6 protein-coding genes, 1 pseudogene and 1 riboswitch are annotated in these 5,680 nt (G+C 31.8%); of the genes and pseudogenes, 2 read left to right on the forward strand and 5 right to left on the reverse strand.

The genetic code is table 11. From position 1 onward, the window contains the following. Positions 1-138 precede the first annotated feature (138 nt). Positions 139-327, reverse strand: coding sequence for a hypothetical protein (locus tag V7Q02_RS15735; RefSeq protein ID WP_333862032.1), 189 nt, complete (start codon positions 325-327; stop codon positions 139-141). 419 nt (positions 328-746) lie between these two features. Here V7Q02_RS15735 and V7Q02_RS15740 point away from each other — a divergent pair. Continuing rightward, positions 747-1,128: pseudogene (locus V7Q02_RS15740) on the forward strand (YsnF/AvaK domain-containing protein). 328 nt (positions 1,129-1,456) lie between these two features. On the opposite strand, the gene V7Q02_RS15745 reads toward V7Q02_RS15740, so the two are convergent. Continuing rightward, a complete protein-coding gene (locus V7Q02_RS15745) occupies positions 1,457-2,674 on the reverse strand; it encodes an IS256 family transposase (RefSeq protein WP_333862033.1) in 1,218 nt (405 codons plus the stop codon). A 200-nt stretch (positions 2,675-2,874) separates the two neighbouring features. Further along, positions 2,875-3,072 (reverse strand): hypothetical protein, encoded by a 198-nt coding sequence (locus V7Q02_RS15750; protein WP_333862034.1) that lies wholly within the window; start codon positions 3,070-3,072, stop codon positions 2,875-2,877. Positions 3,073-3,268: 196 nt separating this feature from the next. Then, positions 3,269-3,351, forward strand: a riboswitch (cyclic di-GMP riboswitch). A 101-nt stretch (positions 3,352-3,452) separates the two neighbouring features. Between V7Q02_RS15750 and V7Q02_RS15755 the strand changes: the two genes are divergently transcribed. Further along, positions 3,453-3,878 (forward strand): hypothetical protein, encoded by a 426-nt coding sequence (locus V7Q02_RS15755; protein ID WP_333862035.1) that lies wholly within the window; start codon positions 3,453-3,455, stop codon positions 3,876-3,878. 102 nt (positions 3,879-3,980) lie between these two features. Here V7Q02_RS15755 and V7Q02_RS15760 read toward each other — a convergent pair whose 3' ends face one another. Both V7Q02_RS15760 and V7Q02_RS15765 read right to left on the reverse strand, forming a co-directional pair. After that, complete coding sequence (locus V7Q02_RS15760; RefSeq protein WP_333862036.1) at positions 3,981-4,154, reverse strand: transposase; 174 nt, start codon at positions 4,152-4,154, stop codon at positions 3,981-3,983. A 215-nt stretch (positions 4,155-4,369) separates the two neighbouring features. Then, positions 4,370-5,443, reverse strand: coding sequence for a 2,3-butanediol dehydrogenase (locus V7Q02_RS15765; protein ID WP_333862037.1), 1,074 nt, complete (start codon positions 5,441-5,443; stop codon positions 4,370-4,372). Positions 5,444-5,680 lie beyond the last annotated feature (237 nt).

The following is a 5,680-nucleotide window of genomic DNA, read 5'->3' on the forward strand; positions in this document are numbered from 1 at the left end:
TATAGTCTTTTTTTAATGGGACAGGCACCATTAAGTTTATTTTGAACTACGCCAATTAATTATATCAAGTTTCATCATAGTGGGATATAAAGAAGATACTGTTCCTGAATAAAAAATTCAAGAACAGTTGATATTCGACTAATGTCTATGTCTGTGACTATGATGTCTTGATTTTGATGTTTTTTTATCAAGGGTGCTATCTGTTGTAGATTCATTGAATATTTCTGAAAGAATTTCAGAAAATTGTTCTTTAGTTAAATCAGATACTTTTTCAAAATCATAAGAATTTAATATAGAATCTATGATTTTATTAGTTTTTGAAGACATAATATTAACCACCTTTCATAAATAAAATATGCTGTTAATTCTAAGATATACAACTGGGTGATACAAAGTGATTGAAATTATTAGTGTTAAAAAATCAATGGCTGTGCCATATTCTTTGCGTAACATTTTAAGTAAGTTTTGCATTTGTTTTGTTCTGGTAAGGGTTAGGCCCATTTATTTGTAGGAAATTGTTTTATCATTTTATATATTTTCAAGTTATCCACAGGTTATACACATTATCCACAATATTCCATTAACTAAAATTACGAATACCTTTATAAGTAAATTTTGAAATATTATTTTATGTAAATTGTAAAATATTTATCTGAGAACCATATTTCATAAAGGATATATTGTTTCAGCACGAATAAAATATTAATTAATTCAAAATACGTATTTATTAGGAGGTAATATTTGTAATGGGTTTATTTAATAATATTTTAGGAAATGATAATGATGTTAAAAAGGGTGAAGTTGAACTAAGCAAAGAAATCGTTGAAGAGGAAAAAACAGTTGATGTTCCAGTTACTCGTGAGGAAATTGTTATAGAAAGAAAAAAGTTAGATAATATGGACAGTGATACACCTGTAAATAGTGAGGAGATTATACGTATTCCTGTTAGTGAAGAACAGGTCAATGGTAGATAAGCATACCGTGGTGACTGGAGAGATATCTGCCCATAAACGTGAAGTTGAAGAAACAAGAAGAGTGAATGAGAAATTGAAAAGAGAAGAAGCGCGTATAAATACAGATGGTAATGCAAATATAGTGGATGAGAATAAAAATAATAATTTTCGTTAAAAACTTATCCGAATGTTAGGCCGTGAAAATAATTATGTGTATTCTCTTTCTTTAGACAAATAATTTTGAAATGTTATGATTTGTAAATTAATGCAAATTAGTATCGATAACTGCGAAATATCAACCAGTATTACATTGTATATTATATCCACTTTTGGTCAATAATATACACGCCAATAATAATATAGGGCACTGCTGAGGAGCAACCTGAGCGATTATTGGTGTTCTATGCAGGAACGGATAGGATAAAAACTATCCGTTTTACCCGTTCCTGACAGAACATATGCGATAAACCTCAGGGGTCCGGGGACAGAGTCCCTGGTGGGTGCTATGCTCCTTTGTTTAATATTTCGCTGAATAAGATATTAAGCTGATTTACAACCATATCCCAATTTTCATAGGAACGGGTCCATTTCCTGCTTATTCTCTGTGTGGCAAGATATAACATTTTCATTAGACTATCGTCACTTGGAAATATAAGCTTAGTTTTGGTTATTTTCCTAAACTGACTGTTAAGGCTCTCTATGGCATTTGTAGTATACATGATTTTACGGATATAATCAGGAAACATGAAGAAGGTTACAAGGTTATCCCAGTTGTCTTCCCAACTTTTTATGGCATTTGGGTATTTGCTTTCCCATTTTTCTTTTGCATCCATGAGATTCTCAAGTGCGGCATCCTCATTTACTGCACCATAGACAGCTTTCAAGTCTTTTGCAAATGCCTTTTTATCTTTATATGGTATGTATTTCATACTGCTTCTCAGCTGATGAATTATACATCTCTGGATTTTAGCAAAAGGATATACAGCTCCTATTGCATCTTTAAATCCATTCAGTCCATCCACACAGAATACAAGTACATTGCAAACTCCCCTGTTTTTAAGATCGTTGAGTACTGAAAGCCAGAATTTACTGCTTTCATTTGCACCTATCCATATACCAAGTACTTCTTTTTGTCCATCCATATTTACACCTAGTACTACATAGGCAGCTTTAACTACAATATGTTTATCTTCCCTTACTTTATAGTGAATTGCATCCATAAATACAAAGGAATAAGTTTTTTCAAGGGGTCTGTTCTGCCATTCTGCAACCACTGGAAGAATTCTATTTGTTATGTTTGATACCATTTCTGAAGACAGATCCACATCATAAAGATTCTTTACCTGTTCTGATATATCTCTTGTAGTCATTCCTGCTGCATATAGAGCCATGACTTTATCCTCAATGCCAGTCACATTTCTCTTATATTTTGGAATAATTTTAGGCTCGTATTCGCTATTTCTATCTCTTGGGATATTAAGCTCAACAGCACCCAGCTCGGATTTTATAGTTCTCTTGGAATACCCATTTATACTATTAGTTGTTTGCTTTTTAGTTACATCATATTTGTCATATCCAAGCTGGGTATCCATTTCTGCTTCCAGTGCTTCTTGAAGAACATTTTTAAACATTTCCTTCATAGCAGCTAGAACTTCATTAGGATTTCTAAACTTTTGTTCATTAACATAATTTTTTAAAATTTCTTTAGAAATATTCGACATAAAAAATCACTCCTCCGTGTAAATAATTGTAAATTTATCATCTAAAATTATTGCCTTGAAAGAGTGTTTTTTATTCACTTTACACAAAGTTTTTTAAAGGCTCGAATGTTACCATTACTAATACTCCTATTTTCTTCAAAAAGTGGGAGATAAGAACTGCTACATACCTGGATAAGTTCTTATCCTAAAGGATATAACTATTACGAGGTGTTGAAGGTACTAAGAATACTGTTAATAAGGCTCAGATGGAGATATATTTTTCTTGATTCCATTGGCTTTCTTCCAGCACCAGCAGCTCGTTTATATTCTTTATTCGGATCTCTTTGTTTCTCTGGTATTAGATTTTTTACTTCTTCCCAAAACTCATCTGTTATCTCCCATGATTGCTTTTGTATCATTTGCATAACTCTCCCTATCCCTTTTTCTTTATTATCGTATCATACCAGAAACTATTTAGGGATAAGCTCTAAGTAGTAAAATATATGTAGACTTAATAAACCCAAAATAAGAATAATAAACTATAGATGAATTTTTGTACAAATTACGACATTGTTTTTACAATTTACATGATATAATACATTTAAGTACAAATTTATACGAAGGGAAACAATGAATCATGATCTATAATTGGGCACCTAGATCATGCCGAGTTAATGGTGCAACCGACCCGAAACTAAAATTTTAGTGAAGGTTGGTTTTTTACGTTACAAATTATTTTAAAAATGAGCAACATAATTAAAGAAACTATTATTTAATAATAAATTCAGGAGGTACTAAAATGTTAGAAATGAAAAATACAATACTTGCATCTTTTTTACTAATTGTAATATTATTACTATTAAGTACAGACACTACCGCAACGGTTAGTGCACCTTCCATAAACAATAGTTCCACTTTAACTTACCCATATAACTTCTATTCTGAAAGCCTTGAAACTAGATTGGATACCTTGATAGAGTCTGGAACTATATCTGAATCTCAAGCTGCAACAATATTGTACATATATTATACTTATGAAATAACCACAAAACAAGATATGAAAACTCAACTAGATGTTCTGGTGACAGAGAAAACTATAACACAAAATCAAGAGTATTCTATATTAAACTTATTTATTGACTCTAACTATGAAGCTTCAGCATCACCTAATGGATTGAGTTATAATACTACCAGTAGTACATCTAAAAACCAGTATAATCCATAATGCATATAAGAGGAAATCCCATTATTACTGTTTTAATCAATGGGATTGTTTATCTTTAAACCAAATATTTATGACCAAAACTAATCGTATCAATTGCTCTATTTATACTATACCTCTCATTTCTAACCTTCTCAATATATAATTATCCTGATTTCTTAACGCCCCAAGGAGTACGCCTAATTTCCTTGCCATTAGACTTGTCGTTATTTCACTAGATAATATTTTTGCAACTATTTGTTCCTTAAATGCTTTATCAAAGTTCTTTTTCTGACCCATTTTCAATCCATCCAGTTTCTTATTTTTATTTATATAGGGATTCTTTACATTTAGAATCTATCCTTAAATAAATTTTTATGTGAGTGTTTTAATTTATAAAAATAGATTATAAAAACAGCAGATGAACTTAGTATATTACACAATGCTGAATTCATCTTCCAACAAAATATACTAAAGCTTTTAGCTTAAAAATCAATTTATAATCAAGAACATTATTATAACAATGACTTATCTGGAGTTACAAGTATCTTTACTTGCTTTTTCTTTTCGGATCCTGTAAGTGTTTCAAAACCCTCTTTTACGATGTCTTCAAGTGCTATTCTCTTTGTGATATATCCATCTGTATTTATTCTTCCATCATTCATAAGTGCTATTGTAGAAGGAAATTCATGTCTGTATGCAAGGGTTCCCACTATTTTCTTTTCCGTAAATACCAAATCATTTGGATTAATTTCCACGCCTTTTTCCCATATACTAGTTATTACCACAATGCCTTCATATTTCAAAGCATGAATTGCCGTATTAAGTCCTACATTTGCACCTGTTGTTTCAAAAGCTGTATCTACACCTACTCCACCTGTAAGCTTTTTGATTTCTTCAATTACATCCACCTCACTTGGATCTAAAACTACATCTGCACCAAATTTTTTTGCATATTCCTGTCTTATGGATTTTCTTTGAAATACAATTACAATTCTTGCCCCTGATGCTTTTAAGCACTGAATAGTTGCAAGTCCTATAGGTCCTGCAACTAAAACTAAGGCTGTATTTCCTGTAGCAAAACTTCCAACCCTTAAGGAATGAAGTGCAACTGCCATAGGTTCAACAAGTGCAGCCTGTTCATAGTCCATGGTATCTGGTATTTTATGCACAAAATTTTCTGGAAATATTGTATATTCCGCAAATCCGCCACCACTTCCACAAAGGCCATGGAATCCCAACGCCTCACATAAATTATATTTAGCTTCATGACAAGCAGGACATTCACCACAGGCAACTATGGGCTCTACAACAACTCTATCCCCTGTCTTAAATTTTGTAACTTTATTACCTACTTCTACTACTTCACCTGAAAACTCATGTCCTAAGATTACTGGTGCTGTATTTTTACTCAAAGGGTGAGGTGTTCCAACAGGAATAAATATGGGTCCTCCCAAATATTCATGTAAATCAGACCCACATATACCGCACCACTTTACTTTAATTTTTACAGCATTTTCTTTTATTTTAGGTTCTTCAATTTCCTCTACTCTTACATCTTTTCTATCATGCCATAATGCAGCCTTCATAATTATCCCTCCTTCTTTTTTATAGTATGGTAAACAGTAGAACTTTATATACCTGCTGTATGGTAAAATGATAGCCCAGAAGATAAATGCTAATGAAAAAAATTCTAGATACACTAAGATCTTATCCCTAAATTATTTTAATCTTTCTGAAAGCGATAAAAGCACAGGTAAGCTTAATAAGCCCAAAATAGGCTGCATCTGTTTTCTCAAATCGAACAAGCAATTTTCTAAAACGAT

The organism is Clostridium sp., from assembly GCF_036781005.1.
Taxonomy (GTDB): Bacteria; Bacillota; Clostridia; order Clostridiales; family Clostridiaceae; genus Clostridium_B.

Bases quoted from the DNA above. Each gene is read 5' to 3' on its own strand.
- V7Q02_RS15735 (WP_333862032.1), bottom strand. From the start codon at position 327: ATGTCTTCAAAAACTAATAAAATCATAGATTCTATATTAAATTCTTAT.
- V7Q02_RS15745 (WP_333862033.1), bottom strand. From the start codon at position 2,674: ATGTCGAATATTTCTAAAGAAATTTTAAAAAATTATGTTAATGAACAA.
- V7Q02_RS15750 (WP_333862034.1), bottom strand. From the start codon at position 3,072: ATGATACAAAAGCAATCATGGGAGATAACAGATGAGTTTTGGGAAGAA.
- V7Q02_RS15755 (WP_333862035.1), top strand. From the start codon at position 3,453: ATGTTAGAAATGAAAAATACAATACTTGCATCTTTTTTACTAATTGTA.
- V7Q02_RS15760 (WP_333862036.1), bottom strand. From the start codon at position 4,154: ATGGGTCAGAAAAAGAACTTTGATAAAGCATTTAAGGAACAAATAGTT.
- V7Q02_RS15765 (WP_333862037.1), bottom strand. From the start codon at position 5,443: ATGAAGGCTGCATTATGGCATGATAGAAAAGATGTAAGAGTAGAGGAA.